The organism is Candidatus Bipolaricaulis anaerobius, assembly GCF_900465355.1.
GTDB classification, from domain to species: Bacteria; Bipolaricaulota; Bipolaricaulia; order Bipolaricaulales; family Bipolaricaulaceae; genus Bipolaricaulis; species Bipolaricaulis anaerobius.
On sequence record NZ_LS483254.1, the window covers coordinates 179,876 to 206,172 of the forward strand.

General features: G+C 69.8%; 23 protein-coding genes. 10 read left to right on the forward strand and 13 right to left on the reverse strand.

Going from position 1 to position 26,297, the window contains the following annotated elements; all coding sequences use genetic code 11:
* Positions 1 to 129: 129 nt before the first annotated feature.
* The 4 genes from BARAN1_RS00895 to BARAN1_RS00910 all read left to right on the forward strand — a co-directional run bounded on the left by BARAN1_RS00895 (position 130) and on the right by BARAN1_RS00910 (position 4,339).
* The gene (locus BARAN1_RS00895; protein WP_122030469.1) at positions 130 to 666 is read left to right on the forward strand and encodes a DciA family protein; all 537 of its coding nucleotides are present in this window, start codon (positions 130 to 132) and stop codon (positions 664 to 666) included.
* A gap of 9 nt (positions 667 to 675) precedes the next feature.
* Positions 676 to 1,215, forward strand: coding sequence for an ATP-dependent protease subunit HslV (gene hslV / locus BARAN1_RS00900; protein ID WP_122030470.1), 540 nt, complete (start codon positions 676 to 678; stop codon positions 1,213 to 1,215).
* A gap of 74 nt (positions 1,216 to 1,289) precedes the next feature.
* The gene (gene thrS / locus BARAN1_RS00905) at positions 1,290 to 3,212 is read left to right on the forward strand and encodes a threonine--tRNA ligase (protein WP_122030471.1); all 1,923 of its coding nucleotides are present in this window, start codon (positions 1,290 to 1,292) and stop codon (positions 3,210 to 3,212) included.
* An 11-nt stretch (positions 3,213 to 3,223) separates the two neighbouring features.
* Entirely contained in the window at positions 3,224 to 4,339 is a 1,116-nt protein-coding gene (locus tag BARAN1_RS00910; RefSeq protein WP_320410388.1) for a fructose 1,6-bisphosphatase, read from the forward strand.
* 18 nt (positions 4,340 to 4,357) lie between these two features.
* Here BARAN1_RS00910 and BARAN1_RS00915 read toward each other — a convergent pair whose 3' ends face one another.
* Both BARAN1_RS00915 and BARAN1_RS00920 read right to left on the reverse strand, forming a co-directional pair.
* Positions 4,358 to 6,241 (reverse strand): aldehyde ferredoxin oxidoreductase family protein, encoded by a 1,884-nt coding sequence (locus tag BARAN1_RS00915; RefSeq protein ID WP_122031732.1) that lies wholly within the window; start codon positions 6,239 to 6,241, stop codon positions 4,358 to 4,360.
* Between the two features lie 316 nt (positions 6,242 to 6,557).
* Positions 6,558 to 6,761 (reverse strand): hypothetical protein, encoded by a 204-nt coding sequence (locus BARAN1_RS00920; RefSeq protein ID WP_122030472.1) that lies wholly within the window; start codon positions 6,759 to 6,761, stop codon positions 6,558 to 6,560.
* A gap of 110 nt (positions 6,762 to 6,871) precedes the next feature.
* Between BARAN1_RS00920 and BARAN1_RS00925 the strand changes: the two genes are divergently transcribed.
* A complete protein-coding gene (locus BARAN1_RS00925) occupies positions 6,872 to 8,140 on the forward strand; it encodes a PhoPQ-activated pathogenicity-related family protein (RefSeq protein WP_122030473.1) in 1,269 nt (422 codons plus the stop codon).
* A 90-nt stretch (positions 8,141 to 8,230) separates the two neighbouring features.
* On the opposite strand, the gene mutM is transcribed toward BARAN1_RS00925, so the two are convergent.
* Together mutM and BARAN1_RS00935 are read right to left on the reverse strand one after the other, a co-directional pair.
* Positions 8,231 to 9,004: a bifunctional DNA-formamidopyrimidine glycosylase/DNA-(apurinic or apyrimidinic site) lyase gene (mutM, locus tag BARAN1_RS00930; RefSeq protein WP_122030474.1), complete on the reverse strand. Its 774-nt coding sequence runs from the start codon at positions 9,002 to 9,004 to the stop codon at positions 8,231 to 8,233.
* A gap of 1 nt (position 9,005) precedes the next feature.
* On the reverse strand, positions 9,006 to 10,508 hold the full coding sequence (locus BARAN1_RS00935) for an amidohydrolase (protein WP_157959346.1): 1,503 nt from the start codon (positions 10,506 to 10,508) through the stop codon (positions 9,006 to 9,008).
* An 83-nt stretch (positions 10,509 to 10,591) separates the two neighbouring features.
* On the opposite strand from BARAN1_RS00935, the gene BARAN1_RS00940 reads away from it, so the two are divergent.
* Positions 10,592 to 11,605, forward strand: coding sequence for an L-threonylcarbamoyladenylate synthase (locus BARAN1_RS00940; protein ID WP_122030476.1), 1,014 nt, complete (start codon positions 10,592 to 10,594; stop codon positions 11,603 to 11,605).
* Between the two features lie 18 nt (positions 11,606 to 11,623).
* Positions 11,624 to 12,139, forward strand: coding sequence for a type 1 glutamine amidotransferase domain-containing protein (locus BARAN1_RS00945; RefSeq protein WP_122030477.1), 516 nt, complete (start codon positions 11,624 to 11,626; stop codon positions 12,137 to 12,139).
* Between the two features lie 5 nt (positions 12,140 to 12,144).
* Here BARAN1_RS00945 and BARAN1_RS00950 read toward each other — a convergent pair whose 3' ends face one another.
* The 3 genes from BARAN1_RS00950 to BARAN1_RS00960 form a co-directional block, all read right to left on the reverse strand.
* Positions 12,145 to 12,915 (reverse strand): S1C family serine protease, encoded by a 771-nt coding sequence (locus BARAN1_RS00950; protein ID WP_157959347.1) that lies wholly within the window; start codon positions 12,913 to 12,915, stop codon positions 12,145 to 12,147.
* Between the two features lie 37 nt (positions 12,916 to 12,952).
* Positions 12,953 to 14,056 carry a M20/M25/M40 family metallo-hydrolase gene (locus BARAN1_RS00955; RefSeq protein WP_157959348.1) on the reverse strand — a complete coding sequence of 368 codons (1,104 nt, stop codon included), beginning with the start codon at positions 14,054 to 14,056 and terminating at the stop codon, positions 12,953 to 12,955.
* Between the two features lie 65 nt (positions 14,057 to 14,121).
* Positions 14,122 to 15,108, reverse strand: coding sequence for a GTPase (locus tag BARAN1_RS00960; RefSeq protein ID WP_122030480.1), 987 nt, complete (start codon positions 15,106 to 15,108; stop codon positions 14,122 to 14,124).
* A 69-nt stretch (positions 15,109 to 15,177) separates the two neighbouring features.
* Between BARAN1_RS00960 and BARAN1_RS00965 the strand changes: the two genes are divergently transcribed.
* Positions 15,178 to 17,505 (forward strand): endonuclease MutS2, encoded by a 2,328-nt coding sequence (locus BARAN1_RS00965; RefSeq protein ID WP_122030481.1) that lies wholly within the window; start codon positions 15,178 to 15,180, stop codon positions 17,503 to 17,505.
* A gap of 3 nt (positions 17,506 to 17,508) precedes the next feature.
* Here BARAN1_RS00965 and BARAN1_RS00970 read toward each other — a convergent pair whose 3' ends face one another.
* Entirely contained in the window at positions 17,509 to 18,822 is a 1,314-nt protein-coding gene (locus tag BARAN1_RS00970) for a CehA/McbA family metallohydrolase (RefSeq protein WP_157959349.1), read from the reverse strand.
* A 205-nt stretch (positions 18,823 to 19,027) separates the two neighbouring features.
* Between BARAN1_RS00970 and glmS the strand changes: the two genes are divergently transcribed.
* Positions 19,028 to 20,818, forward strand: coding sequence for a glutamine--fructose-6-phosphate transaminase (isomerizing) (gene glmS, locus BARAN1_RS00975; protein WP_157959350.1), 1,791 nt, complete (start codon positions 19,028 to 19,030; stop codon positions 20,816 to 20,818).
* Here the strand turns inward: glmS and BARAN1_RS00980 are convergent.
* Positions 20,805 to 22,559 carry a M3 family oligoendopeptidase gene (locus tag BARAN1_RS00980; protein WP_122030484.1) on the reverse strand — a complete coding sequence of 585 codons (1,755 nt, stop codon included), beginning with the start codon at positions 22,557 to 22,559 and terminating at the stop codon, positions 20,805 to 20,807. The genes glmS and BARAN1_RS00980 overlap by 14 nt on opposite strands.
* Positions 22,560 to 22,604: 45 nt before the next feature.
* On the opposite strand from BARAN1_RS00980, the gene BARAN1_RS06475 reads away from it, so the two are divergent.
* On the forward strand, positions 22,605 to 22,760 hold the full coding sequence (locus BARAN1_RS06475) for a hypothetical protein (protein ID WP_157959351.1): 156 nt from the start codon (positions 22,605 to 22,607) through the stop codon (positions 22,758 to 22,760).
* A gap of 15 nt (positions 22,761 to 22,775) precedes the next feature.
* Here BARAN1_RS06475 and hisS read toward each other — a convergent pair whose 3' ends face one another.
* From hisS to BARAN1_RS06605, 4 genes are read right to left on the reverse strand one after another with little or no spacing between them, the layout of a single operon-like run.
* A complete protein-coding gene (gene hisS / locus BARAN1_RS00985; RefSeq protein ID WP_122030485.1) occupies positions 22,776 to 24,044 on the reverse strand; it encodes a histidine--tRNA ligase in 1,269 nt (422 codons plus the stop codon).
* On the reverse strand, positions 24,041 to 24,508 hold the full coding sequence (ribH, locus tag BARAN1_RS00990) for a 6,7-dimethyl-8-ribityllumazine synthase (RefSeq protein ID WP_122030486.1): 468 nt from the start codon (positions 24,506 to 24,508) through the stop codon (positions 24,041 to 24,043). Before ribH ends, hisS begins: the two co-directional genes overlap by 4 nt.
* A gap of 16 nt (positions 24,509 to 24,524) precedes the next feature.
* Positions 24,525 to 25,727, reverse strand: coding sequence for a bifunctional 3,4-dihydroxy-2-butanone-4-phosphate synthase/GTP cyclohydrolase II (locus BARAN1_RS00995; protein ID WP_122031733.1), 1,203 nt, complete (start codon positions 25,725 to 25,727; stop codon positions 24,525 to 24,527).
* On the reverse strand, positions 25,724 to 26,293 hold the full coding sequence (locus BARAN1_RS06605) for a riboflavin synthase (protein WP_157959352.1): 570 nt from the start codon (positions 26,291 to 26,293) through the stop codon (positions 25,724 to 25,726). Before BARAN1_RS06605 ends, BARAN1_RS00995 begins: the two co-directional genes overlap by 4 nt.
* Between the last annotated feature and the right edge of the window lie 4 nt (positions 26,294 to 26,297).

A 26,297-nucleotide genomic window follows, 5' to 3' on the forward strand; every position in this document is an offset into this window, starting at 1 on the left:
GCTCCCCCGGACAAACGTCCTTTCCCCAGGTTTTCCCCAGCCCTCTCCCCACGGGCGGGCAGCCTTCCCGTGGAACGCCCCGCAGTTATCCCCAGAGACGAGGGTGTCCCTACTACAATAACAAGGGTTATGAATAAACAAGACATCTGGCAGTGGTTGGGTCCCCTCGCCCGAGGCTGGGGAGCGGAAGACGCGCTCCGGGCCCAATCCGCGGTGCTCCTCTGGCCCGCCACAGGCCTCACCGCGCTCGCCCGGCCCCTGTACGTAGACCGCGGCGTACTGCACCTCGCGGTGGCGAGCCACGTCGTGGCAGCGGAGCTCAACCTCCTCAAGGGGAAGCTCCTCGCCCGGCTGAAGGAGGTCGCCCCGCAGTGCGGGGTGGTGGACCTCCGGTTCCAGATACGGAGCGGGGAGGCGTCGTTCCACCCGATCGTCGTTCCACCTCCCACCGCGGCCGACCTCCGCGAGGCGCGACGGGAGCTCCCTCCGCGGCTCCCGCCGGAGCTACAGCGCGTGCTTGCGGAGGCAGTGGCGTGGGCTACGGCGCGGGATCGGGCGATCCTCGTCGCCGGCGGGTGGCGGTGTACGGGGTGTGGGCTCGTCCTCGTGAAGGAGAAGGATGTTTGCCCGGTGTGCGGCATTGAGCGGTTCGCAGCCCGTCGCTAGACTCAAGCGATGAGGATCGTGTCGAGCACCGTTCTCGCCGTTCGCTCTGCGGAGGGGCGGACCGCGGTCATGGCCTGCGACGGCCAGGCGACGATGGGGAGCCGGGTCGTGAAGACCGGGGCGCGCAAGGTGCACCGCATCCACGAGGGCCGCGTCCTGGTCGGGTTCTCCGGCGGCACTGCGGATGGGATGACGCTCCTCGAGCGGCTGGAGGCGGAGCTCGCCTCCCACGGGACCCTGCGCCGGGCAGCGGTGGAGCTATCGCGGGACTGGCGGACCGATCGCACCCTGCGCCGGCTGGAGGCGGTGGTGGTGGCCGTATCGGAGGAGGGCCTGTTCCTCCTCACCGGGGAAGGGGACGTGATCGAGCCGGACGATGGCCTGGTGGGGATCGGCTCCGGCGGCGGGTACGCGGTGAGCGCGGCGCGGGCGCTCCTGCGGCACGCCCACCTCCCCCTGCGCGAGGTCGCGGAGGAGGCGCTGCGGATCGCCTCCGAGATCGACATCTACACGAACGACTGTGTGACCCTGGAGACGGTGACTTGGTAGTCGGGGCAGGCGTTGTCGGCGAAGGGCGGACGGGGTAAGGTTCGGGACATCCTTTTCCTAACAGGAGGTGTGGGATGGCCACCGTGGTTTTGCCGAGCGGCGAGCTGGTCGAAGTCCGGGGAGGCGATCTCCTCGCGGTCCTCAAGGAGCGGGGGGAGACGGCCGTCGCGGTCCTCGTGGACGGGCAGCTCCAGGACCTGCGGGACCCTCTGCCCCCGGCAGGCGAGGCCCGCGCGGTCGGCTTGGACCACCCGGCAGCGCTCGAGGTGCTGCGGCACACGGCCTCCCACATCCTCGCCCACGCCGTGACCCGGCTCTACCCCGGGGCGAAGCTCGCCATCGGCCCAGCCATTGACGACGGGTTCTACTACGACATCCGGTTCCCGGAGCCGGTGAACCGCGACGATCTCCCCCGGATCGAGGCGGAGATGAGGAAGATCGTCGCCGAGAACCTCCCCATCGAACGGGTGTGGCTCTCGCGCGCGGAGGCGGAAGCGTTCCTCGCCGAGAAGGGCGAGGTGTACAAGCTCGAACTCCTCGCGGAGATCCCCGACGAGCGGATCTCGTTCTACCGCCAGGGGGAGTTCCTCGACCTCTGCCGCGGCCCCCACCTCCCCGCAACGGGGCTCGCCAAGCATCTGACGCTCCTCGACGTGGCCGGCGCCTACTGGCGGGGCGACTCCCGTCGCGACATGCTGACCCGCATCTACGGGACCGCGTTTCCCACCGCCGAGGCGCTCGCCGAGCACCTGAAGTGGCGGGAGGAGGCGCGGAAGCGGGACCACCGCATCCTCGGCCCCGAGCTCGATCTCTTCTCGATCCAGAATGAAACGATCGGGGCGGGGCTCGTCCTGTGGCACCCGAAAGGGGCGCGGGTCCGCCACGAGATCGAGACCTTTTGGCAGGGGGAGCACTACAACGCTGGCTACCAGCTCGTGGTGAGCCCGCACATCGGACGGGCCCGACTGTGGGAGACCTCCGGCCACCTCGATTTCTACAAGGACGGGATGTACGCGCCGATGGATATCGAGGGCCAGGAGTTCTACCTGAAACCGATGAACTGCCCGTTCCACATCGCGATCTACAAGACCCGTACCCGCTCCTACCGCGACCTGCCCATCCGCTACGCCGAGCTCGGGACGGTGTACCGGTTCGAGCGGTCGGGCGTGCTGCACGGGCTTCTGCGGGTGCGGGGGTTCACCCAGGACGATGCCCACATCATCTGCCGCCCCGACCAGATCGAGGACGAGGTCCTGGGGTGCCTGGACCTGACCCTTCGCATCCTGGGGGCGTTCGGGTTCCGTGACTACAAGGTTGCCCTGTCGGTGCGCGATCCGGAGCACAGGGAGCACTACATCGGGAGCGACGCGATGTGGGACGAGGCGGAGATGTCCCTCGTGCGGGCCCTGGAGCGGAGGGGGCTCCCTCACACCCGGATGGAAGGGGAGGCCGTGTTCTACGGGCCGAAGATCGACCTCCATATCCTCGACTCCCTCAAACGTTCCTGGCAGCTCACGACGATCCAGTTCGACTTCAACGAGCCGGAGCGGTTCGACATGGCCTACATCGGCGACGATGGCCAGGCCCACCGGCCGTACATGGTCCACCGGGCGCTCCTCGGGTCGCTCGAACGGTTCTTCGGGATCCTGATCGAGCACTACGGAGGGGCGTTCCCGGCCTGGCTCGCGCCCGTCCAGGCGGTCGTCCTGCCGGTGACGGAGGCCGAGGTCCCCTACGCGGAGGGGGTGACGGACGAGCTGCGGGCGGCGGGGATCCGGGCCGAGGCGTGGACGAAGGAGCGGAAGACCCTGCGCTGGCTCATCCGCGAGGCCCAGGTGCAGAAGGTCCCGTACATGCTCGTGTGCGGGGCGCGGGAGGCGGCGGGAGGGGTGGTGGCAGTGCGGCTCCGCACCGGGGAGGACCTCGGTCCCCAGCCGGTGTCGGCCGTGGTGAGCCGGATCCGCGAGGCGGTGAGCTCGCGGGGGACGACGCTGTAGGGGAGGGGATCGTGCTCACGATCAGCGCCATCAAGGCGGACATCGGGAGCGTGGGCGGGCATACGTGCCCGTCGCCGCGGATGGTGGAGGAGGCGCGGGCCGCGCTGCGGGATGCCGTCGCGCGAGGGCTGCTTGTGGACTTTGCCGTCACCTACACCGGGGATGACGTCTGTCTCCTCATGACGCATCGGAACGGGAGCGGGCATCCCGACGTCCACAACCTGGCGTGGGACGTGTTCAAGCGGTGCACGGAGATCGCCCGGTCCGAGGGGCTGTACGCCGCCGGCCAGGACCTCCTTAAGGACGCTCCATCGGGGAACGTGCGGGGAGCTGGACCGGGCTCAGCGGAGATCACGTTCGACGAGCGTGCCCCCGAGCGCAGGGCAGAGGCGTTCCTCGTGTTCACCGCCGACAAATGCGGACCCGGCGCGTTCAACTTTTCTCTGTGGGCTGTATTTACAAGCCCGCTCTACAACGGGGGGCTCATGCTTCCAGCGATGAAGAAGGGGTTCAAGTTCCGCATCATCGACATGGAACATGCCCACGGTGATCGGGTGGTGGACCTCGTCTCCCCGGAGGAACACGTGGACCTGGCGATCCTCTTGCGCGATGAGAACCGTTTTGGGATCCAGTCCATCCACTCCCGCCTCCACCCCGGCCAGCAGGTGGTGGCCGTGTCCACGGACCGCCTGCACACGATCGCCGGCGAGTACAAGGGGAAGGACGATCCCGTGGCGATCGTGCGCACCCAGGGCGTCTTTCCGGCGCCGGAGGAGGCGGTGAGCCCGTTCGTGGTCGCCCCGTACGTGGCCGGTGGGGCGCGGGGGAGCCACACCATGCCCTTGATGCCAGTTCCCATCAATACCCCCGTCACCGGGCCGTACTGCCTGCCGCTCGTCGCGTGCGTCGCCTATTCCGTGAGCCACGAGGGGAAGCTCTCTCCAGGGGTGGACGTGTTCGGGAACCCAGTGTGGGATCACGTGCGCCTCAAGGCGCAGGAGAAGGGGGAGTGGATGCGGCAGCAGGGGTTCGTGGGGGCAGCGATGCTCCCCATGACCGAGCTCGAGTACAGCGCGTTCCGCCGATCCCTCACCGAGCTCGAGGGGAGGTTCCGCGACCTCGGGTGAGAGGGCCCGCGCGGTGGGTTAGGGGCCGCTAGCTCCGATCGCGTCCGCGACGTCGGGGAGGTCGAGGGCGGCCAGGAGCCCCTTGAGGGGCACGCCGTCCCGGCTCCACCCGCGGGCCTCGTAGTAGTCGTCGAGGAGGGCCTGGAGTTCTTCCGCACTCACCCGATCCCCCGCCGATGGCCCGTCCGGGATGGGGAGCTCCATCACCCGCGGCGGGAGGTGGTCGTCCTTGCGTGAGAACCCCTCCCGGACGTTGAACGCCCGGGCGAGGTTGTACGCCCTCTCCCCGACCGTGAGGAGCTCCGCCGCCGTCAGTGCGAGGCCCGTCTGGGCCGCGACCATCTCCGGCAGGCCCTCGAGGAAGTAGATGTGGCGTGTGAACTTGCACACACCGAGGGTGTCGTACACCGCCATCAGGTCCTCGAGGAGTCGGACCTCGAATCCCTTCCCGCGAAGGGAGTGCCGGTCCGCGGTGAGCTTCCACCACGAACCCCCGTACTCCAGCCCGTACACGCCGCCGGTGAGGTGGTCTCCTCCCCGGAAGGAGACGGCGAACGCGAGCGCCACCCCCTTCGACCCGCGGATATCGTAGGCGGGGAGCTCCATCCCCTTGATGTGGATCGCGAACGAGGCGCCCTTGCCGAGCCGGTCACAGGCGGCCTTCGTCCCATCGGCGAGGAGCGCCCCTGTCTTCCCTTCCCGGCGCCCCATCTTTTCCAGCACGGCGAGCATCGCGTCGGCGTCGCCGAACTTGAGGTCGATCCCGTCGAGGTCCACCTTCGAGAGGAGCCCCCGCTCGACGGCTTCCATCGCCCACGCCACGGTCACCCCGGCCGAGATCGTGTCCAGCCCCAGGACGTCGCAGATCTCGTTCGCCTTGGCCACGGCCTCGATCGAGGCCACCTCCGGGGCTCCCCCGAGCGAGTAGAGGGTCTCGTACTCCGGCCCGTCCACCTCCGTCCCGGCGTACTTCCCCTCCTTGACCTGGAACAGCTGCCCGCAGGGCTTGGTGCAGGTTGGGCAGGCGACATTCCGTGCCACGTACTTGGGGGCCCAGTAGTACGGGTCGAGCTCGATCTTCCCGTCCGCGGCGCGGGCGTAGGCGCTCTTGAAGTACCCCCATTGCCAGTTCTTGGACGGGAACGTGCCGGACTCCCGGTTCATCCAGTCGAGGAACTCCCCGCTCCCGTAGCTCATGTCCGCCTTCGTCACCGGGTGGTCGCGGATGATCCCCTGCCAGTGGGAGACGATCTCCTTCATCCGGCCGCGGTCGTGGACAGGGACCGGGCCCGTCCCCTTGACGAGGATCGCCTTCAGCTTCTTCGCCCCGAGCACCGCCCCGCCCCCGCCGCGGCCTGCCTGGCGGCCGTCGCATTCGATCGTGGAGATGAGGGACAGGTTTTCCCCCGCGGGGCCGATGGCCACCGTGCGGTACCCCTCGCCGAACCGGGTGCGGAGGGCCTTCGCCGTCGCGCGGAGGTCGAGCCCCCACAGGTCGCTCGCGTCCTCGAACCGCGCCTGGCCGTCCTCGATGATCAGGACGACGGGCGCCTTGCTCGCCCCGGTCAGGAGGAGGGCATCCCACCCCGCCTTGCGGAGCGCGATCCCCGCCCAGGCCCCGGCGACGGAGCGGGCGAGCGTGCCCGTGAGGGGGGAGCGAAAGGTGAACGTCGTCTTCGACGCGGTGGAGATCCCATCCCCGGTGAGGAGGCCGGGGACCATCGCCACCACGTTCTTCTCCCCGAGGGGATCGGCGCCCTTGGGGATCCGGGTCCAGGCGAGGTGCGCCCCCAACCCGAACCCGCCGAGGAACAGGCGGTACGCCTGGTCCGGCAGCGTCTCCACCGCTGTCTTCCTCTGCGAAAGGTCCGCGACCAGCATCTTCCCCGTCACACCGTTCATGTCTCCCCCCTTCGTGTCTGTGGTCTGGCGCTCGGCTGTGCTCTGCCGGCCACCGTGCCCGCCAGCAAGCGTTCCGCGGCGAAGCCGCACCAGAGCCGAGTATAGCTCCACCCCTCCGTTCAGGCCCGACCGATATGCGCCGAGGTCAGGGCATGCGGCGGCGTAGAACCCTGGACTGGCTTGCGCGCGGATTGCTGCAGTGCCTCTAGCCATGGAGGGAAGTTCCCGGTCTCCCGTTACCTTGGGTCCCTCTCCCCCCGATGGGGGGAGAGGCACGGAGAGGGGGGAACGTCCTCCGCGGTGAGAGCGTATGGGGTCAGCCTTGGATCAGCCGCTCCAGGTACTCGCGGATCTCCGCCAGGCCGTAGATCGTGCGCCGGGCCTCCAGGTCATCGAGCCACGCCTCGGCCACCGTCTCGTCGCGGATCACCTCGACGTCGTCCACGTCCAGGGCAGTGAGGAGCCGCCGCGCCTCCGCCTCGATCTCGCCGTCGTGGGCCCGCACCATGAACCTGCGCATCTCCGTCTTCTCCCAAGACGAGTGTAGCCGAACTCCGCTGGTGCGATCTAGCTAGGGGAGCCTCGCGGGATCGGCTCCCGTCCAGGGTACACTCCCCACGAGGAGGCCCTGTGGAGAGACTGCTCGTCGGAGCCCTGGTAGCGGCAGTATCGGTGGTGGGCGTGGGGGAGCCACCGGCTGAGCTCTACACCTACCTCGCCGCTACGGCGGGGGAGGGGACGTGGGAGGTCCGGTCCATCCAACCGGTGGGTACGGGGCGGGTGACGGAGATCGGCCTCCGGTCCCAAACCTGGCGCGGGATCCCGTGGGATCACGTGCTGACCGTGTACGAGCCGGGAGAGGTCCTGGTGGAGGACGTTCTCGTGCTCTTCATCTCCGGGGATCCCGGGCCCGGGGACGTCCTCCTCGGGAGGACGGGGGCGGCCCTCTCCGGCCTCCGGTTCGCCATCCTCAGCGGGGTGCCCAACCAGCCCCTGTTCGGCCTACGCGAGGACGCCCTCATCGCCCATACGTTCGAGCGGTACCTGGTCGAGGGGGACCCGGACTGGCCCCTTCTCCTCCCAATGGTGCGCAGCGCCCACGCGGCGCTGGAGGCCCTGGATGCGCTCGCCCCCGGCCTGTGGGGCACGGAGCTGCGGGGGGTCGTGGTCGCCGGGGCGTCCAAGCGCGGCTGGACGGCCTACCTCACCGCGGCCACCGCGCCCGCGCGGGTGGTGGGGCTGGCCCCGATCGTGTTCGATTTCCTTAATATCCCGGCCCAGCTTCAGCACCAGGAGGAGGTGCTCGGTGGCCCGTCGCCGATGCTCGACGCCTACACGTCGCGCGGGCTCACCCGGGCGTTTGCGACCTCGGAGCGTGGGCTGCGGCTGGCGCAGATCGTGGACCCGTACACGTACCGGCATGCCCTCACGATGCCCAAGCTCATCATCGCGGGGTCGAACGATCCTTACTGGACCGTGGACGCGACGAGCCTCTACTGGCCAGGCCTCCCCGACCCGAAGCTCCTCCTCGTCGTCCCCAACGCCGGGCATGGGCTCCTCGACGTGTTCCGGGTGGTGAGCTCGGTCGGAGCGTTCGTGCGGCTCGTGGCGCGGGGGGAGATCATCCCGACGGTCCGGTTCACCTCGGACGGGGCACGGGTTGGGGTGGAGACCGATCGCGAACCGGATGAGGCGCGGCTGTGGGTCGCCGCGAGCGCGACCCGGGATTTCCGGTTCGCCCGCTGGGAGGAACGGGAGCTTAGGGGGGAGGGGCGGGCGTGGGAAACGGTGGTTACCCCTCCCGACGCGGGGTACCTCGCGTTCTTCGCTGAGCTCGTGTTCGCGGTGGACGAGCTCAAGCTCTACGTCTCCTCCCCCCCGCAGGTCCTCGGCCCGTGACGGCCGGCGCTCGCTTGGTCCCCCCTATCCTCCGTCGCAAGGAGGAGACCATGAGATGGAGACTCGCGCTCCCCGGTACGCCGGAGCCCCCTAGCTCTGGCAGCGGGGGCAGGAGTAGGTGCCCCGTCCGCCGAGCAGCGAGCGCTCGATCCGGGCCCCGCACCGCGGGCATGGTTCCCCCTCCCGGCCGTAGACGGAGAGCTCGTACCGGAACTCGCCGTTCTCCCCGGTCGGCCCCCGGTAGAGGCCGTCCGCGAGGGTCGTTCCACCGGCGGCGATCGCCCGTTCGAGGACGGACGGGATCGCGTCCTCGAGCCGGGCGACCTCCTTCCGGGACAGGGAGCCCGCGGGTCGGGTGGGGGCGATGCCCGCCCGGAACAGGATCTCCGCCGCGTAGATGTTCCCGATCCCCGCGATCTTTTTCTGGTCCATGAGCCACAGCTTGACCGGCATCCGGCTCCGCGCGAGGGCTGCGGGGAGCCAGGCGAGGTCCCCGAACGGCTCCGGGCCGAGCTCGTCCACGAACCGTTCCACGACCGCGGTGGTCCCCAGGCGGCGCGGATCCACGAGGTGGGCTCCCCCGTCGGGAAAGCGGAGGGACAGACGGACCTTCCCGGTGGGCTCCCTTGTTCCCCACGCGAGGCGGCCGCTCATCCGCAGGTGGAGGACGAGGGTTCGGTCCCCGAGGTCGAACAGGATGTGCTTCCCCCGCCGGGAGAGGGATGCCACGGTCGCGGGGAGGGCGAGCGTGGGGACGATAGGGGCGAGTTTCGGATCCCGCACTTGGACGGAAAGGATCTCCTTCCCCACCACGTGGGGCCGTAGCCCGCGGACCATCGTCTCCACCTCGGGGAGCTCGGGCAAGCTAGCCCGTCCCGGTGCGGGTGTAGATCGGTTTCCCGGCGAGGAACGTCAGATCCACCGCGAGCTCCCCCCACGGGGCCTGAGCCGGGTCCCGAGACAGGACGACGAGGTCCGCCCTCTTCCCCGGGGAGAGCGTCCCGAGGTCCGGTTCGGCGAACGCAGCGTAGGCTGCCCCTTCCGTGTAGGCGCGGATCGCCGCGGCGAGGGTGAGCTTCTGGGGCGGGTGGGGAGGATCGAGGGCGAGGCCGATCCCGTACAGGGGGTCCATCGGCATCCCATCCGACCCGAACGCAAGGGGGATCCCCCGCTCGCTGACCCAGGCATGGGGGTCCATCCGCGCCTCCCGCTCCGGGCCCAGGCGGTCCTCGTACATCCTTCCCCGTCCCGACCACTGGAGGAAGTTCGGCTGCATCGAGGCCACGAGCCCGAGGGAGGCCACCCGGTCCAGCTGCTCAGGGGTGGGGAGTTCGAGGTGCTCGATCCGATGCCGGTCCAGGCGGCCCACCCCCGCGGCGTGGGCTGCGGCGAGGGCCTCCTCGATCGCCCGGTCGCCGATGGCGTGGACGGCGAGCTGGAGCCCCGCTTCGCTCGCCTCCCGCCCCAGGCGGGCAAGCTCAGCCCGCTCGGTGAGGAGCTGTCCCAGGCCCTTTCCGTCCCTGTACGGCGTGTTGAGCGCCGCGGTACGGGCCCCGATTGAGCCGTCGGCGAACGCCTTCACTCCCTGGATGGTGAGGAGGGGGGAGCCGAACCCATGGCTCACTTGGAGCTCTTTCGCTGCCGAAAGGTTGTCCGCCGGGAGGTAGAGGAAGACCCGGGTCTGGAGGGTGCCTCGCCGCAGGGCGACCTGGTAGGCGGCGAGATCGCCAGGGCCGGCCATGTCACCAACTGCTGTCACCCCGAGCGAGGCGGCGTGGCGCGAGGCGACGGACACGGCCTCGGCGAGCGCCTCCGGATCGGGCTGTGCGGCGCGGATGAGGTCGGAGGCCGCGTCCTCGCGGAGGTGGCCCCGGTTGCGGTCCACGAACTCCCCGTTGGGGTAGGAGCAGTGGGCGAGGGCGAGGGTGTTGGCGGCCACGAGGTGCCCGTCCACCCGCACCGCGCAGCATGGCTGGTGGGGAACGGCCCGGTCGAGATCGGCCCGTTCCAGGTACCGCTTCTCCGGCCACCGCGACTCGTCCCACCCCCGGCCGACGATCCACCCCCCGGGGCGGGCCCGCGCTGTTTCCCGCAGCCGGTCCAGGGCTTCCCCGAGCGACCGCGCTGCCCCCAGCCCAACGTAGAACGTGTGCTCCAGGCCCACGCGGATGAAATGGGTGTGAGCGTCGAAGAACCCGGGGAGGACGGCCCGCCCGCGGAGGGAGATCAGGGCCGTCTCCGGCCCCGTCAGGCGGAGGAGCTCGGGGGAAGCTCCCACGGCGGCGATCCGCCCGCACCGGACGGCAAGGGCATCCGCTCCGTCGGCCCCGAACAGTGGCCCCCCATAGAGGATCAGATCCGCTCCCATCGCCGCGCCATTATCTCCCATCGGGGAGCCGGTCGGGACCGGGGGGCTTCCCTCGCCAGGGACGTGCTGTACGATTGAGGACGATGGAGACGCAGCTCCTCGCTCCGGATGAGGAAGGGATCGTCGCCGCCGCGGCCGTCATCCGCCGGCAGGGGATCGTGGCGTTCCCGACGGAGACGGTGTACGGCCTCGGGGCGGACGCCATGGTGGCGCGGGCCGTGGCGCGCGTGTTCGCGGCCAAGGAGCGGCCCCGGTTCGACCCCGTGATCGTCCACGTCGCCTCCCCCGAAGATGTTGGGACCCTGTGGACGGAGGTCCCGCCGCTCGCGCGGAGGCTCATGGAGACGTTCTGGCCGGGTCCCCTGACCCTCGTCCTCCCCCGCCGGCGGCGGGTCCCGGCGATCGTCACCGCCGGCCTGCCCACGGTGGCGGTGCGGATGCCGGACCATCCCGTGGCCCTCGCCCTCATCCGGGCGGCGGGGAGGCCGATCGCCGCTCCGAGCGCGAACCGGTTCGGACGCCTCTCCCCCACCCACCACGACGACGTCCTCTCCCAGCTCGCGGGGCAGGTGGACGCAGTCATCGCCGGTGGGCCGACCCCGGTTGGGATCGAGTCCACCGTGGTCTCGCTCGCGGAGGAGGTGCCGGTGGTGCTCCGCCCGGGGGGGACCCCGCTCGAGGCGCTGCGGGAGGTGATCCCCGAGCTGCGCACTGCCCCGCCCCTTGGCCCATCGGCCTCGCCGGGGACGCTCCCCCGCCACTACCTCCCCGCTACCCCCCTCTTCCTCCTCGATCACGGTCCTGTCCCGGAAAGGAGCGAACAGGTGGACCGGCTAGCGTGTGGGTTCCTCGCGTTCCGCGAGGAGTGGAGCGGGTTCGGGCGGGTGGAGGTCCTCTCCCCGGGGGGGGACCTCGTCGAGGCAGGGGCCCGGTTCTTCTCCACCCTCCATCGGCTCGATCGGGCGGGGCTCGCGGCGATCATCGCCGAGCCGATCCGCGAGGAGGGCCTCGGGGTGGCGATGATGGACCGGCTGCGGCGGGCCGCGGCGGGGCGGGCCTACCTGGGCGAGGGGCAGGTGTGGATGGCGCGTAACTGAAGACCGAAGGAGGGGCCGATGAGCGCGAAGGACAAACGGGTTGCAGTGCTGGTGGCGGACATGTACCAGGAATTGGAGTTCTGGTACCCCTACCTGCGACTGAAGGAGGAAGGGGCCTCGGTCGTGGCGGTGGGGCCGGAGAAGCGGGAGTACAAGAGCCGACTTGGCTACCCGGTCCCGGCTGAGCTCGCCGCGGCCCAGGTTCGCACGGCGGACTTCGAGGCAGTGGTCATCCCCGGCGGGTACGCCCCGGACTACATGCGCCGGAGCCCGGCCCTCGTCTCGTTCGTGCGCGAGATGGCGCAGGTGGGCAAGCCGGTGGCGGCGATCTGCCATGGGGGGTGGATGCTCTGCTCGGCGCGGGTGGTGAAGGGGAAGCGGGTCACGAGCGTGGCCGCGATCCGGGACGACCTCGAGAACGCCGGGGCGACGTGGGTTGACGAGGAGGTCGTGCGCGACGGGAACCTCATCACGTCACGCGTCCCGAGCGACCTGCCCGCATTCCTGCGGGCGATCCTCGCCGCCCTCGGGTAGGGCTCCTACCGGCTCCCCGGGGGAAGCCGGGCCTCGACCCGGACCACGGCGGGGCCGATGAGGTCGAGGGCCTCCCCCTCGCGGACCGGGAGGGAACTGCCTCCTGAGGCGAGGGGCAGGGCCATCCCCCGCCCGGCGAGCCAGTCCACTGCCCGGTGGATGGACACGGCGAACCCGACCTCCGGCCCGCCCTCCGCCGCCGCGCTGCCCGTGACGATCCCCACCACCTGCCCGGCCTCGTTCACGAGCGGGGCCCCGCTGTAGCCAGGCCGGAACGGGTCCTGGGTGGCGATGAGGTCGCGGAGGACCGTCGTCTCCGGCCCCACCGCCCACCACCCGACGCCGACGACGTGGGTGGGCAGGGGAAGCGGCTGGGCCGCCCCGGTGGGGTGCCCCACCGCCACAACGGCGTCCCCAACCTTCGGCCGATCCAGCGCCAGCGAAGCCACGGGGAGCGGCGGGGCGTTGTCCATCACGAGGAGGGCGAGGTCGTGGTCCGGACTGAGGGCGATCGCGGTCGCGCGGTGCCTCTGCCCTTCCCAGTACACGGCGATCTCGCTTGCCCCCCGCACGACGTGGGCGGCGGTGAGGACGTACCCGCCCGCGGCGATGCCAAATCCGGTTCCGGATCCCGTCCTCTCGCGGGGGAGGAGGCCGGGGATGAACGTGGCGAGGAGGGCGCCCGCGAGGAGGAGAGAGAGGAAAGGAACCCACCACCGCCGCGGGGGGAGGGGCTGCGGTTCCCCCTCGGGCTCGAGGGGGAGCTCGTCGGTCATCGCCGCTCCCGACGTGCGGTGAGCCGCTGGGCCCGAGCTACCGGCGATGCCTGCTGCGACCCCGTCGTTCCTCCCGACGTGCGGCCTGGAGGGGCTTCCTCTCCTGGCTCCCCGGGACAAGGAGCGATCGCAGGAGCCGGCGGTAGGCATTGGCTGCTCGTTCCAGGTCGGCCACGGGAACGTGCTCGTCGGTCTGGTGGGCGAGGGATTCGTCCCCCGGGCCGTAGCCGACGGTGGGGATCCCCCGCCGGGCGCACGACTCCACGCCATCGGTCGAGAACCGCCACACGCGCATCGGCGGCGAACCCAGTCCCTCCCAGGCCCGGCGGGCCCACGGCTGCTCGGGGTTCATCCACCACGCGGGGAAGAAGCACTCCGCCCCGAATTTCTCCCCCGTGTAGGCGACGAGCTCCAGGCGCTCGATCTTCGCCTCGACCTCGAGCCCTTCGTACGCGGCGAGGACGGACGCCGGCGTCTCGTCGCGGGAGATGCGGCGGTCGATGAGAACCCAGCACCGGTCGGGGACGACCGGGCCATCGGACGGCGTCCCGATCGCCACCGGTGTTGCTGTCTCCTCGCCGAGGAGGGGGTCGTCGGGGAACAGGGCGTCGAACGTGAGGGGAAGCGTTTCCACCATCCGCACGATCGCGTTGTCCCCGAGGTGCGGCATCGCGGCGTGGGACGCGCGGCCGTGGGCCTCCAGCCGGATCACCGCCCGGCCGCGGTGGCCGATCCCCAGGCGGAGGTCGGTCGGCTCGCTCAGCACCACGAGGTCCGGCCGTTCGACCTGGTCGAGGACCCGCGCCAGGACGACCCCTTCCGCGGTTTCCTCGTGGGGCACGTAGACGAGGAGGAGAGTTCCCTCGATCTCCTGGGAGAGGGTGGCTGCGGCCGCGACCTGGGCTGCGATCGCCCCCTTCATGTCCGCGGCCCCTCGTCCCCACAGCCTCCCGTCCGCGATCTCCCCGGAGAACGGCCCCCTGGTCCATCCTCCGCTCTCCCCCCCCGGCACCGTGTCGAGGTGCCCCTCCACCATCACCGTCGGGCCCTCCCCACGGGAGATCCTCGCCACGACCGATCCCAACGGCCCGCGCTCGACCTCGCAGAACCCTTTCAGGACCTGGATCAGTCGCTCGGCCACCTCTCCTTCCATCCCCGATGGGCTTGGGATACGTACCAGTTCTTGGGCCAGGCGCACGGGGTCAGTCATGAGAGGTGGATCTCCACGATGTCCTTGTCCTGAACCACGTGATCCTGCGGGGCATGCTGGCCCTCGAACCGGCCCGAGCCCCACAGGCGCACGTAGCGCAGCCGGCTCACGAAGTCCTTGTGAATCTGCTCGACGACGTTCAGCACCGTTGCTCCCTCCCTGATCGTGTACGGTTTCGATAGGTCGGGGGGGTGGCCCGGCTTCTTCGTGTACACCCGCACCACCCCCGAATGGCGAAAGATGAGGACCCGCACTTCCTCCAGCCCCTCTCCGGTCGCGGTGGAGGCGACCGCGGCTGGGTACCGGCCGTCGGCCCAGGCGAGGAACGCTGGGATGCGATCGCGTCCGAGGTCGGCCTTGAGCCCGAGGGCGACCGTCTGCCGCTCCACGACCCGCCAGTCCACCTGCCGGCTCGCGCCCTTCGTGAGCAGGGTGTGGTGCGCGGCGAGGAGGGCGATCGCTTCCTCCGTCTCGCGCTGCCAGCCAGGGCTCCCCAGGTCCACGCACAGCGCCACCGTGTCTGCGAGGCGGATCAGCCCGTACACCCATCCCTCGGTGTAGTCCCGGGTGATCGGTGGGAGGTCCACGAGCTGGATCTGGATGTCCTCAAACTCCATCATCCCCGGCTGCGGCCGGACGGTGGTCAGCGGGTAGGGGGCGATGTCCGGGGTGGCCCGGGTCAGGGCGGCGAGGAGGGACGACTTCCCGGCGTTGGGGACGCCAACGAGGGCCACCTGAGCCGCCCCCTCCCGCGGCACGTGGTAGCCGACCGCACCTCCCTTGCCGGATCGCCGCTGTTGTTCTGCCTTCTCCTTCAGCTTAGCGATCCGCCGCCGGATGTCAGCCTGCATCTTCTCCGTCCCCTTGTGCTTGGGGATGGTGGCGAGCATCTCCTGGAGCGCGTCCAGTCGCTCCTCATCCGTCTTGGACCGGTTGAGGCGGTCCCGGGCAGCGAGGAAGGCGGGGCTCAGGTTGGCGGGCATGTCCTCTGATTGTAGTGACCGGCTGAGTCCCCTTCTAGCGGAGCTCGGGACGGACCGGATATAGTACCGATGATGGTCTCCTCTGCGTCGGATGATGTGATCTCCGAGGTCGTGAACCCCCGCACCGGGCGGGACCTCGAGCTGGGGAAGGTCCTCGACGGGGTGGCGGCGTTCGCCGCTTCCACGCTCGGGGCCGAGGCGGTGCGCGCCCTCTCCCCGCGGTCCGACCGGGCCGCCCTGGAGCGGGAGTTCGCCCTCGTCGGGGAGATGGAGGAGGCCATCCGCGCGGGGTTCTCTCTCGGGGGAATCCACGATCTCTCCCCGCTCCTCGCCGCGGCCCGCGATCACGGGGCCCTGCCCCCGGACCGGTTCCTGACCGTCGCCGCCACCTTGACCGCGTGCGGTGAGGTGCGGCAGGCCCTGGCCGGATCGCGGCTCCTCGGGCTCAAGGCTTTGGGAGAGAGGATCTCCGACCAGACCGATCTCCTCCGCGCGGTCTGGCGAGCCGTGGATGAGCGGGGGGAGGTGCGACAGGACGCGACGCCTAAGCTGCGGGACCTCTATCGGGAGCGGCGGGGGCTTGTGGACCGGATCACCGACCTCCTCCGCCGATACCTGGACCATAACCGCGACCTCGTCCAGGAGCCGGTGGTGACCCAGCGCGGCGGGAGGTTCGTGGTCCCGCTCAAGGCCGGGGCGCGGGGGGCATCGGTGGTGGTCCACGAGATGTCGGCGAGCGGCCAGACCCTGTTCGCCGAGCCGGCGGCGGCGGTTGAGCTCAACAACCGGCTGCGGGAGGCCGATGACGAGATCGAGCGCGAGGTGCACCGAATCCTGGCCGAGCTCACGGGGATGCTCCTCGAGGAGGAGGGCCACCTGCGGCGCGACCTGGCGACCGTGGCCCGGCTGGATGGCCTGTACGCCCGGGCGCGGTACGGCCAGGCGGTGCGGGGAGCGCTGCCGACCCTCGTCGAGGATGGGCGGATCGAGCTCGTGGAGGCCCGCCACCCCCTCCTCGGGGACCGGGCGGTGCCGGTCTCGATCGCGTTCGGGGGGACGAAGCGGGTGGCGGTGATCACCGGCCCCAACACGGGCGGGAAGACCGTCCTCCTGAAGACGATCGGCCTCCTTACGGTGATGGCCCAGAGCGGGATCCCGATCCCCGCCTCGTCGCGGACCGTGCTCTCCGTGTTCCCCAAGGTGCGGTCGGACATCGGGGAGGAGCAGTCGATCGAACAGAGCCTGTCCACCTTCTCCTCCCACATGACGAACATCGTGGGGATCCTCTGCGACGTCGATGAACGGTCCCTCGTCCTCCTCGACGAGCTGGGGGCAGGGACCGATCCTCAGGAGGGGGCTGCGCTCGGCCTGGCGATCCTGGAGCGGATCCTCGAGATCGGGGCCACCGCAGCGGTGGCGACCCACCTCACCCCCCTCAAGCACTTCTCCGTGTCCCATCCCGGCGTCCTCTCTTGCTCGATGGAGTTCGACCTGGAGACCCTCTCCCCCACCTACCGCGTCCAGGAGGGGGTGCCGGGGCGGTCGTGTGCCCTCGAGATCGCGGATCGCCTCGGGCTCCCCCGAGAGCTCATCGAGCGGGCGCGCGGCGTGTTCACGTCAGGCGAGATCCGCGCCGAGGAGATCATCGCCGAGCTCGAGCGGGAGCGGGGGGCGGCCCGCCGACTGCGGGCGAACCTTGAGCTGGAGCGGGAAACTCTGAGAAAGCTGCGGGCGGACTATGAGAAGAGGCTCCTCGCCCTCCAGGAGAAGAAGACGGAGGCCATTGGCCAGGAACTGGCGCGGCTGGAGGGGGAGATCCGCGCTGCGCGCAAGGAACTCTCGGCGCTCATCGCCCAGGCCCGCGCCGCCGGTTCGGCCGAGGAGCGGAGGGCTGTTCTCAAGCGGGTGGAGGAGATCGCGGCTGAGGTCCCGGCGGCTCCTGGCCCCGTCCACCGCCCCCTCGCGGTGAGGGAGGGGATGGTCGTGCGCGTGCGCGCGACGGGGAAGGTGGGCACCGTGCTGTGGGTGGACGGGGACCGGGTCGGGGTCGAGGTGCGCGGGCGGAGGGTCGAGCTCCCCCCCGAGGCGCTCGAACCCGCCGAAAGCGTGCCCGTACCGCGGGCACCCGTGCCCACCCTCGGGCCGGTGAGGGAGGTGAGCCTGGAGCTCTCCGTGCGCGGGCTCTCCGTATCCGAGGCCGAACGCGAGGTCGAGGCCTGGCTCGATCGCCTGTTGCGGGCCGGGGTGTCCACGGGCCGCATCGTCCACGGCAAGGGGACGGGCGCGCTGCGGGAGGCCCTCCACGGCTACCTCCGCCGCGCCCCGTACGTGAAGCGGTTTCACCTCGCCCCCCCCGCCGAGGGCGGCGATGGGGTCACGATCGTCGAGCTGGGGTAGCTGCTAGCGGACCTCGACCCAGATCGGGTTCGTGTACGCCTGGTCTCCATCCGTGGCCACGACCCGCACCACGTACCAGCTCCCCGGGGTGGGGGCATCGGCGAAGGTGACCGTGGCCTCCGCCCTCCCGTCGAGCGGGAAATCGCGCACCACTTCACCGTTCTTGATCACCTGAGCGAGCGCGAGGCCCCGCGGTGCCTCGCGCGGGGCGACGAACAGCTCGGCTTGGAGCCGGATCTCCTCCCCCCTGGCGAGGACGACGGTGTCCCCCGGTCGGGCGGCCCCGCCCTGGGCGGTGAAGTCCACGAGGGGGCCGTAGGTGGCGAACGCCCGTCCCTTCCCCAGCGCCGCGAGCCACTTCTCCACGGTGAGCTCGCCCTCCACGTACACGTAGGTGCGGGGGCGGCCGTAGATGTGGGTGGGATCCTGCCAATGGTGGGCATCGCTCCCTGCCACGGCCACGTAGCGCTTCCCTTCGTTCCAGAACGCGAACAGCTGTTCGACGGCGCGCTGATCCTCTTCATCGAACTCGCTGTTGGCGATCTCGATGAGGTCGAAGTTCGGGTCGAAGAAGTCCCGTCCCAGGGCCTCGAAGTAGGGCGCCCCCGACCAGTAGGGGTGAGCGACCTGGATGAACTGGGCCCCGTGGAGGCGGGCCTCGGCGAAGGTGGGGGCAGGGGATCCCACGCCCATCCACACCATTGGCGGGATCTGTGGAACGTAGGGATCGACCGGGTACGCTGTCCAGTGCCAGCGGAAGGCGGTGATCTCGACTCCGAGGATCACCGGGAACCCGCGCTTCTTGGCGGCGGAGGCGAACGGGGCGTGCCCGTCGCCGGTGTTGTGGTCGCTCAGGAACCCGATGTCGAGGCCCGCGGCCAGCTGCACGGCGATGAGCTCGTCGGGGGGGGTGGAGGCATCGAAGCTCGCGTTGGAGTGAGCGTGGAGGTCCACCCCGTAGTAGCCCCACGCCTGGGAAGGAGAGAACCCCTGCGGGAACTCGACCTCCACCCGGACTTCTTCCCCGGCCTGGACGGTGATCTCCCGCACCTCCGCCCCCCGCGCGAAGCCAGCCCCGTGCTCGACGACCAGGGTGTAGGCCCCGGCGGGGAGGGAGAACCGGGCGCTCCCCGGGGCGACGACAGAGCTGTAGAAGATCCCTGCCACTTCGCCATCCGTGCGGGCCACCACCCGCACATCCACCGGCGAGCCGGCCAACGTCGCCCCTACCGCGACCTCGCCCGTTCCCTGGGCGAAGGCGATGGACGGCCCAACTGCACACAAAAGACACGAGAATAGCACCACAGCGCTACGCACTCGGATCCTCTGGTTCATCGAAACCTCCCTCGTTCAGTGGGCTTCTGCCGCTCACAAGGATAGCCCCACCCCCGCGCCGCACAACCGGGAGTGGGGGGCACGTGCCCCGGGACGTGCCGGATGCGGCTGCGGATCACGGGCAGTAGAATGTGAGCTGTGAACCACGAACCCAATCCTCCCCGCTGCGGGCGGCCAGGGGTGTAGGGTGTGCGGCATCTTCGGCATCGTGACGGGCAAGGACGAGGCCTTGGGTCCGCTCCTCGTCGAGGCGGGGAAGCGCCTCTCCTACCGCGGGTACGACTCCGTCGGGTGCGCCACCCTGACCTCCGACGGCCAGGTTGACCTGCGCAAGGATGTGGGGAGGATCGAGGACGTCGCCCGCCGCCTCGCTTTCCACGAGATGCGCGGGACGCGGGGGATCGTCCAGCTCCGCTGGGCCACGTTCGGGGCTCCGTCTCAGGCCAATGCCCAGCCCCACCTCGACTCGGACGGCGACCTCGTTGGCGCTCACAACGGGAACGTCGTGAACAACGTTGAGCTGCGAGAGGCGTTCATCGGCCAAGGGATGGTCGTTCGCTCCACGAACGATGGCGAGACATGCGTCCACGCCGTCGAGCGGTACGTGGACCAGGGCTTCTCGATGCTCGATGCGATCCGCCACGCGTACCACGACCTCGCGGGGGATTACGCGTTCGTGATTGGGCGGGTGGGGGAGAACCGGCTCTACGCGTTCAAGAAGGGATCCGGGCTCGTCGCCGGGGTCACTGATGGGATCTCCGTGGTGTCCTCCGACCTCCCCTCGCTCCTCCCCCTCACCCGGCGCATCGTGAGGGTCGAGGATGGGGAGATCGTGATCCTCGAGCCGGGGCGGATCGAGCTGCGGCGGGTCGAGGATGGGCGCCGGATCGAGCGGGAGGTGGAGGCGATCACGGAGACGATGGAGGAAGCGCAGAAGGGCGGGTTCGCGCACTTCATGCTCAAGGAGATCCACGAGCAGCCGCGGCGGGCGGGGGAGATGCTCCACCTCTACGACGCTTCCCCCCATGTGGCGCCGCTGGTGGAGCGGATGAAGGCGGCACGGAACCTGTACCTGGTCGGGTGTGGGACGAGCTACCACGCGTGCCTGCTTGGGGCGACGTACATCGCGCGCCTGGCGGGCCGGCCGGCGATCCCCGTCCTCGCCCCCCAGTTCGTCCCCCAGTACGTGCCGGCAGTGGGGCGAGACGACGTGGGGGTGTTCGTGAGCCAAAGTGGGGAGACGAAGGATGTCCTCCTCGCCCTGGAGGCAGCACGCGGGCGTGGACTGGAGCCCCTCGCCCTCATCAACGTCATCGGCTCGACCCTGATGCGGGAGAGCCGTGCCTACCTCCCCTTGGCCTGCGGCTACGAGATCAGTGTCCCGGCGACGAAGACGTTCCTCAACCAGGCGCTCGCGTTCCTGTACCTCGCCCTGAGGATGGGCGGCCATTCCACCGCGATGCTCCACACGCTCCCGGGCCTGATCGAGGAGACGATCGGCGCGGCGGAGGTAGCTGTAGCGGGCCTCGCCGAGTCCCTCGCGCGGCACGATGACCTGTACTGCCTCGGGTACGGGCTGACCTACCCCATTGCCCTCGAGGGGGCGCTGAAGATGAAGGAGGTCACCTACGCCCACTGTGAGGGGATGCTCTCCACCGAATTCAAGCACGGCCCCCTGTCGGCGGTGACCGACGGGTACCCGGTGATCTTCGTGGCGGGGCCGGAGGACGTGGCGCGGATCGTGAGCGGGGTGAACGAGGTCACGTGCCGCGGCGGGTGGGCGATCGCGATCGGGGAAGAGGACCCGCGGCTGCGGGCCAACGCCCACGACCTCGTCGTTCTTCCCCCGGCGGGGCCGCTTTTCAACCCTCTCCTCGCCGTGGTCCCCCTGCAACTCCTTGCCTACCGGCTGAGCGTGGCCCGCGGGCTCGACCCCGATTACCCCCGCAACCTGAGCAAGACCCTCACTGTGGACTAGAGGCGAGCTGCTCGAACCGCGCCACGCGCTCCCCGAGGATGGCGAGCCCCCCCTCCCAGAACGATCGCGCTTCGAGATCGAACCCGAACCGACCGGCGAGCTCCGCGGCGGGGTAGATCCCGACCGAGGCGAGGAGGTCGTCGTAGCGGGCCACGAACGCTTCTCCCTCCGCGAGGTACTTCTGGTACAGGGCGAGCCCGAACAGGAGCCCGAACGTGTACGGGAAGTTGTAGAAGTCGGTCCCGTAGTAGTGCGGCTTCACGGCCCACATGTAGGGGTGGTAGGTGGCCAACGCATCGCCGTACGTCACCTTCTGCGCCTCCACCATGAGCGAGCAGAATTCCGCCGCGGAGAGTTCGCGGCTCGCCCGATTCTCGAACACCGCCTTCTCGAACAGGAACCGGGAGTGGATGTCCACCACCACCTGGGCTGCCCCCTGGAGGTCGGTCTCGAGGATCGGGAGCTGTTCTTTTTCCGACAGGGCAAGCAGCGCAGCCTGGACGACGATCGTCTCGTTCATGATGCTCGCTGTCTCGGCCAAGGTCATCGGGTACGTCCTGAGGAGCGGCGGCCTCTCTCGCAGGCAGTGGTTGTGGTAGGCGTGCCCGAGTTCGTGGGCGATCGTGGACACGGAGTCGAAGCTCTCTTCGAAATTGGCGAGGATGCGGCTCTTCCCTCCCCCGATGGACATGCAGTACGCCCCACCGCGCTTTCCCACCCGAGGCTCGGCATCGATCCAGTTCTCGCGGAACGCGATCTCGGCCACCGTGGCATCCGACGCCGAGAAGGTGCGGAGCTGGCCCACGATGAACGACGCTCCCTCGTCCCACGTCCAGCGTTTCTCGCCCTTCCCCACCGGGGCGGCGAGGTCCCACCAGTCGAGCACCGCCTTCCCGAGGAGGCGGGCCTTGGCGCGGAAGTAGCGCTTCCAGATGGGGAAGCTCGCCACGACCGCATCCTGCATCGCCCCGAGGGCCTGGGGGGAGATCCGGTTCCGGACGAGAGCTGGTTCCAAGTCATCGCGCCACCGGCGCTTCCGGTTGAGGGTGGAGGCCTCGCCCTTGACCCCGTTCAACGCTGCAGAGAGCGGCACCTCGTGCGCCTTCCAGGCCGCGATCTCTGCATCGTACGCCTCCTTGCGGACCCGGGGGTCTAGGCTGTGGGCGAGGTTGCGGACCGCGGTGATGGGGAGTTCCTTCCCCCCCACGGTGGCCGTGATGAGGCTGGAGACGTTCCCGTGGAGCTTCGTCCACGCGCTCCCCCCGGAGAGGCGGAGCTCGGAAGCGAGGATCTCCTCACGCTCGCTCATCATATGCTCGGCCTGGACGCGGGCCTCGTCGAGCATGAGCTTGTACGGGCCAGCGCCGATCGCCTCCGGGTCGAGCCGCGCCAGCCACGCCGTGAGGCGGGGCCGGAGGCGCTCGTAGGCGAGGAACATCTTCTGGAGCTCCGAGAGCTTTGCCTGGGCAGCCTGGTTTGTGCTGTCCGTATCCACGTGGGCGGACACGAACGCCCGCACGGGGAGGAACGCTTCCATCATCCCGTTAATCGCGGCTGTGATCTCCTGGAACGCGGCGCGGTCGCCGTCGCGCATCGGCCGCGGGCCAACCTCGTGGCGGTCGAAGAGGGGCTCCAGGGTGTGGAGGCGGGCCTCGACGTCGTTCCACGCTGCCTGGAACTCACGGGAGTCGAGGCTCGGGAAGAGGGGCGAAAGATCCCATCGGGGCAGCTTCTTGGTCATGGGAGAAGTATACCCGGCCCGCCGCTTCGCCCACCTCCCGAGCGGATGACGGACGATGAGGACGGGCGGACGAGCCTCTCCGGCGTGGACGTCTACCCGGACGTCCTCTCCTGGGCGGCGCGGATCGAGGACGCGGGAAGGAAGCTCGCGATCTCGGCGTCCTCTGCGTGCTCAGCAGTGTGGCTAGGGTCTTCTGCCTGAGCTTGCTTCAGCAAGTCAGCCGATGAAGGTGTGCGGGTCGGCGGTGAACTGGGCGAGGCCGATCGCCTTCTCTTCTCCGGAAGCGAGATCCTTGAGCTTGATCTCTCCCCGGGCGAGTTCGTCGGGCCCTAGGATCGCCGCATAGCGCGCGCTGCGGCCAGCGATCTGCATCGTCTTGCGCAGGGATCGCCCCATGTAGTCAGTGTCCGCTGAGATCCCATGTCGGCGCAGGCTTGCGAGGAGCTTCGCTCCCTCGCGCTTCGCGTCGCTGCCGATCGGGACGAGGTACACCTCGAGGGCAGGCTCCGCCGCGCCGGGAGGGGCTCCTTGGCCGGAGAGGACGAGCACCAGGCGCTCCATCCCGCCGGCGAACCCCACCGCCGGGGCGGGAGGGCCGCCGAGGAGTTCCACGAGGTCGTCATAGCGCCCCCCGCCGAGGAGGGCATCCTGGGCCCCCAAATCCTCCGCGCAGAGCTCGAATACCGTCCGCGTGTAGTAGTCGAGCCCCCGGACCAGGGTGGGATCCAGGGTGTAGCGAATGCCGAGCGCCTGCACGAACTCCTGGACTTGGGTGAAGTGCTCCCGACAGGCTTCGCAGACGTGGTCTAGGCTTTTGGGGGCAGCGGCGATCGCGGATTGGCACTGCGGCTGCTTACAGTCGAGGATCCGCAGTGGGTTCTCCTCTAATCGCCGCCGACAGTCCGGACAGAGGTCCGCTTGCTGCGGGAGGAAGTGGCGCCGCAGCGCCTCCCGATACGGCTCCCGATCCTTGCGGCAGCCGATCGTGTTGAGGCGAAGGGTCAGCCTCTTCCGATCGAGCCCCAGCTTCTCCATTAAATACGCAGCGACATCCATCACCTCGGCGTCGAGGGCGGGATCGAGCGACCCGATCGCCTCAACCCCGTACTGGTGGAACTGGCGCTGGCGCCCGAGCTGGGGCTTCTCATAGCGGAACATCGGCCCAAGGTAGTAGAGCTTGGCGAGGTCGCCCGTGGCGTGCAGCCCGTGCTCGATGTAGGCTCTCACCACGGATGCCGTCGCCTCGGGCCGCAGGGCGAGCGGCAGCCCCTTCCGGTCGGGGAACACGTACATCTGCTTCTCCACGACCTCAGTCTCCTCCCCGACCCCCCGCGAGAAGAGCTCGGCCCGCTCCACGAGGGGGACGCGGATCTCGCCGTACCCGTAGAGGGCGAACGCGGCGCGGATCTCCTGTTCCAGCTTCTGCCACCGCGGGGCTTCCTCGGGGAGGATGTCCCGCATTCCGCGCACGCTCTCCACCTTCATCTTCCGATCGCCCGCTCCAGGTTGATCATCTCGACGAGGGCCTCCGCGGCCTGGGCGCCCTTGTTCCCCACCTTTCCCCCCGCCCGCTCCAGGGCCTGGTCCATTGTGTCGGCGGTGAGGACCCCGAACGCCACCGGGATGGGGAGGTCGAGGTTGAGTTTGGCGATCCCCTTTGCCGCCTCGGCCGCCACGTACTCGAAGTGGGGGGTCGCCCCCCGCACCACCGCGGCGAGGGCGATGACGCCGTGGAACTGCCCCGATGCCCCGAGCACCTGAGCCGCCCGAGGGAGCTCGAATGCCCCCGGCACCCACGCCACCGTGATGTCCTTCTCTGCCACCCCCAGCCGGCGCAACCGGTCGAGCGCCCCGTCGAGGAGCTCCTTCGTCACGAGGTCGTTGAACCGGGATACGGCGATCCCGACCTTGATCCCCTTTCCATCGAGCTTCCCTTCGTACGCAGCCATCGGTTCCTCCTTCGCGCTACACCTTATCGAGCTTGTGCCCGAGTTTCTCTTTCTTCGCCTTGAGGTAGCGCAGGTTGTACGGGTTGGGTTCGATCTCGATCGGCACGGTGTCCACGATCGTGAGCCCGTACCCGGACAGGCCGGCCACCTTGCGCGGGTTGTTGGTGAGCAGCCGGATCCGCTTCAGTCCAAGGTCCACGAGGATCTGGGCCCCGATCCCGTACTCGCGCAGGTCCGCCGGGTACCCCAGCCGCAGGTTCGCCTCCACCGTGTCCAGGCCCTGGTCCTGGAGCTGGTAGGCGCACAGCTTGCCCAGGAGGCCGATCCCCCGCCCCTCCTGGCGCATGTAGAGGACGACCCCGCGCCCCTCACCCTCGACCATCTGCAGCGCGGTGCGGAGCTGGTCACCGCAATCGCAGCGGAGCGACCCCAGCGCGTCCCCGGTCAGGCACTCCGAGTGGACCCGCACGAGGGGAGGCTCGTCCCCGCTCAGGTCGCCCTTGGTGAGGGCGACGTGCTCCTGGCCGGTGAGGATATCGCGGAACGTGACGATCCTGAAATGCCCGTATCGCGTCGGCAGCTCTGCCTCGCAAACCCTTTCCACGAGCTTCTCCCGCTGTTTGCGGTGGGAGATGAGGTCGGCGATGGTGAGGATGGGGAGGCCGTGCCGCTCGGCGAACGCCAGGAGATCGGGCAGGCGCGCCATCGTCCCGTCCTCGTTCATGATCTCGCAGATCACCCCCACCGGCTGGAGGCCGGCCAGGCGACACAGGTCCACGGTGGCCTCGGTGTGCCCGGCCCGGCGCAGGACGCCCCCTTCCCGGGCGATGAGGGGGAACACGTGCCCGGGGCGGGTCAGGTCCTCGGGCCCGGTGGTGGGGTCGGCGAGGGTGAGGACCGTCCGCGCCCGGTCGGCGGCGGAGATCCCGGTGGAGACGCCCCGCCGTGCGTCTACGGAGATCGTGAACGTCGTCTCGTGGCTGTCCTCGGGGGGCTCGATCATCGGCCTGAGCTCAAGCCGTTTTGCCCGCTCCCGGGGCAGGGGCACACACAGGAGTCCCCGCCCCTCGCGGAGCATGAAGTTGATCGCGTCCGGGGTCGCCTTCTCCGCCGCCAGCACGAGGTCGCCCTCGTTCTCCCGGTCCTCGTCGTCCACGACGATGATCATCCGCCCCGCACGGAGCGCTTCCACTGCTTCTTCGACTGTCGCCAGTTTCACCTCTCCCTCCACGTCCGCACGTATTTCGCCAGGACGTCGAACTCCAGGTTCACCCGCTCCCCCCCCCGGCGGTGGGAGAGGTTTGTCTGGTGCCACGTGTAGGGGACGATCGCGCACCGGAACGTGCCCTCCCCCACAGCGAACGGGGTCAGGCTGATCCCGTCTACCCCCACCGATCCCTTGTCGGCGAGGAGGAGGTCGAACCGGGGGTCGAACGCGATTTCCACCACGACTTCTTCCCCCCGCCGCTCGATCCAGGCGACCTTCCCCACCGTGTCCACGTGGCCGAGGAGGAGGTGCCCCCCGAGCTCTTCTCCCACACGGAGGGCCGGTTCGAGGTTCACCGGATCCCCTGGGCGGAGGTCGCCGAGCGTGGTGCGGCGGACCGTCTCTGCCGACAGGTCCATCACCGCCCGCCCGGCGTTCGCCTCGGTTACGGTCAGGCAGACCCCGTTCACGGCGAGGCTCGCCCCGCGAGGGAGGGCGAGCTCCCCGGCCTGGACGACGAGGTGGTGAGGGGAGCGCTCCCCCACCCGGCCCACGGAACGCACGATGCCGGTGAACATCGCG

Coding starts and splice junctions, on each gene's coding strand:
- BARAN1_RS00895 (WP_122030469.1), top strand. CDS start 130: ATGAATAAACAAGACATCTGGCAGTGGTTGGGTCCCCTCGCCCGAGGC.
- hslV (WP_122030470.1), top strand. CDS start 676: ATGAGGATCGTGTCGAGCACCGTTCTCGCCGTTCGCTCTGCGGAGGGG.
- thrS (WP_122030471.1), top strand. CDS start 1,290: ATGGCCACCGTGGTTTTGCCGAGCGGCGAGCTGGTCGAAGTCCGGGGA.
- BARAN1_RS00915 (WP_122031732.1), bottom strand. CDS start 6,241: ATGAACGGTGTGACGGGGAAGATGCTGGTCGCGGACCTTTCGCAGAGG.
- BARAN1_RS00920 (WP_122030472.1), bottom strand. CDS start 6,761: ATGCGCAGGTTCATGGTGCGGGCCCACGACGGCGAGATCGAGGCGGAG.
- BARAN1_RS00935 (WP_157959346.1), bottom strand. CDS start 10,508: ATGGGAGCGGATCTGATCCTCTATGGGGGGCCACTGTTCGGGGCCGAC.
- BARAN1_RS00940 (WP_122030476.1), top strand. CDS start 10,592: ATGGAGACGCAGCTCCTCGCTCCGGATGAGGAAGGGATCGTCGCCGCC.
- BARAN1_RS00945 (WP_122030477.1), top strand. CDS start 11,624: ATGAGCGCGAAGGACAAACGGGTTGCAGTGCTGGTGGCGGACATGTAC.
- BARAN1_RS00950 (WP_157959347.1), bottom strand. CDS start 12,915: ATGACCGACGAGCTCCCCCTCGAGCCCGAGGGGGAACCGCAGCCCCTC.
- BARAN1_RS00960 (WP_122030480.1), bottom strand. CDS start 15,108: ATGCCCGCCAACCTGAGCCCCGCCTTCCTCGCTGCCCGGGACCGCCTC.
- BARAN1_RS00965 (WP_122030481.1), top strand. CDS start 15,178: ATGATGGTCTCCTCTGCGTCGGATGATGTGATCTCCGAGGTCGTGAAC.
- BARAN1_RS00980 (WP_122030484.1), bottom strand. CDS start 22,559: ATGACCAAGAAGCTGCCCCGATGGGATCTTTCGCCCCTCTTCCCGAGC.
- BARAN1_RS06475 (WP_157959351.1), top strand. CDS start 22,605: ATGACGGACGATGAGGACGGGCGGACGAGCCTCTCCGGCGTGGACGTC.
- hisS (WP_122030485.1), bottom strand. CDS start 24,044: ATGAAGGTGGAGAGCGTGCGCGGAATGCGGGACATCCTCCCCGAGGAA.
- ribH (WP_122030486.1), bottom strand. CDS start 24,508: ATGGCTGCGTACGAAGGGAAGCTCGATGGAAAGGGGATCAAGGTCGGG.
- BARAN1_RS06605 (WP_157959352.1), bottom strand. CDS start 26,293: ATGTTCACCGGCATCGTGCGTTCCGTGGGCCGGGTGGGGGAGCGCTCC.